The sequence below is a fragment of the Streptomyces sp. WM6386 genome (assembly GCF_000972385.1).
GTDB lineage: Bacteria > Actinomycetota > Actinomycetes > Streptomycetales > Streptomycetaceae > Streptomyces.
This window is the reverse complement of record NZ_JXTE01000460.1, coordinates 1-482: the sequence shown is the minus strand read 5'-3', so window position 1 is coordinate 482 and position 482 is coordinate 1. Positions and strand designations below refer to the sequence as shown.

At 68.5% G+C, this 482-nt stretch carries 1 protein-coding gene; it reads left to right on the top strand.

What is annotated here, in order from left to right:
- Positions 1–14: 14 nt before the first annotated feature.
- The coding region (locus tag TN53_RS42245; RefSeq protein ID WP_234441862.1) for a LysR family transcriptional regulator at positions 15–482 on the top strand (468 nt) is incomplete at its 3' end.

Here is a 482-nt window from a genome sequence, read left to right as displayed (position 1 = left end):
ACACCCAGTCGACGGTGAGCCAACAGGTGGCCGCTTTGGAGAAGGCCGTGGGTGGTCCGGTGTTCGACCGGCCGGGCGGTCCCAAGCCGGTGCGGCTGACTCCGTTGGGCTCCGTGGTCCTGGACCAGGGCCGTGAACTGCTGGCGAAGGCGGACGCGTTGGCCGACGCCGTGGACCGGTTCAAGGCGGGAGGCGGCCGGATCGACATCGGCACGTTCCAGAGCGTGTCCAATGTGATCCTTCCGTCCGTCGTACGGCGGCTGCGCGACGACTACCCGGGCTGCGACATCAGGTTGTCCGGGGAGGAGCCGGACCAGCGGCAAATCGGCGACCTCGATCTGCTGTTCTACGACGGCCGCATCGACGGCGATGTCGAACAACTCAAGCTGCTCGACGACCCGTACCTGCTGGTGGCAGGCGCCGGCACCTTCCCCGAAGGACCGGTCCCGCTGGAGCGGCTCGACGGGGAACCGATGGTGGCC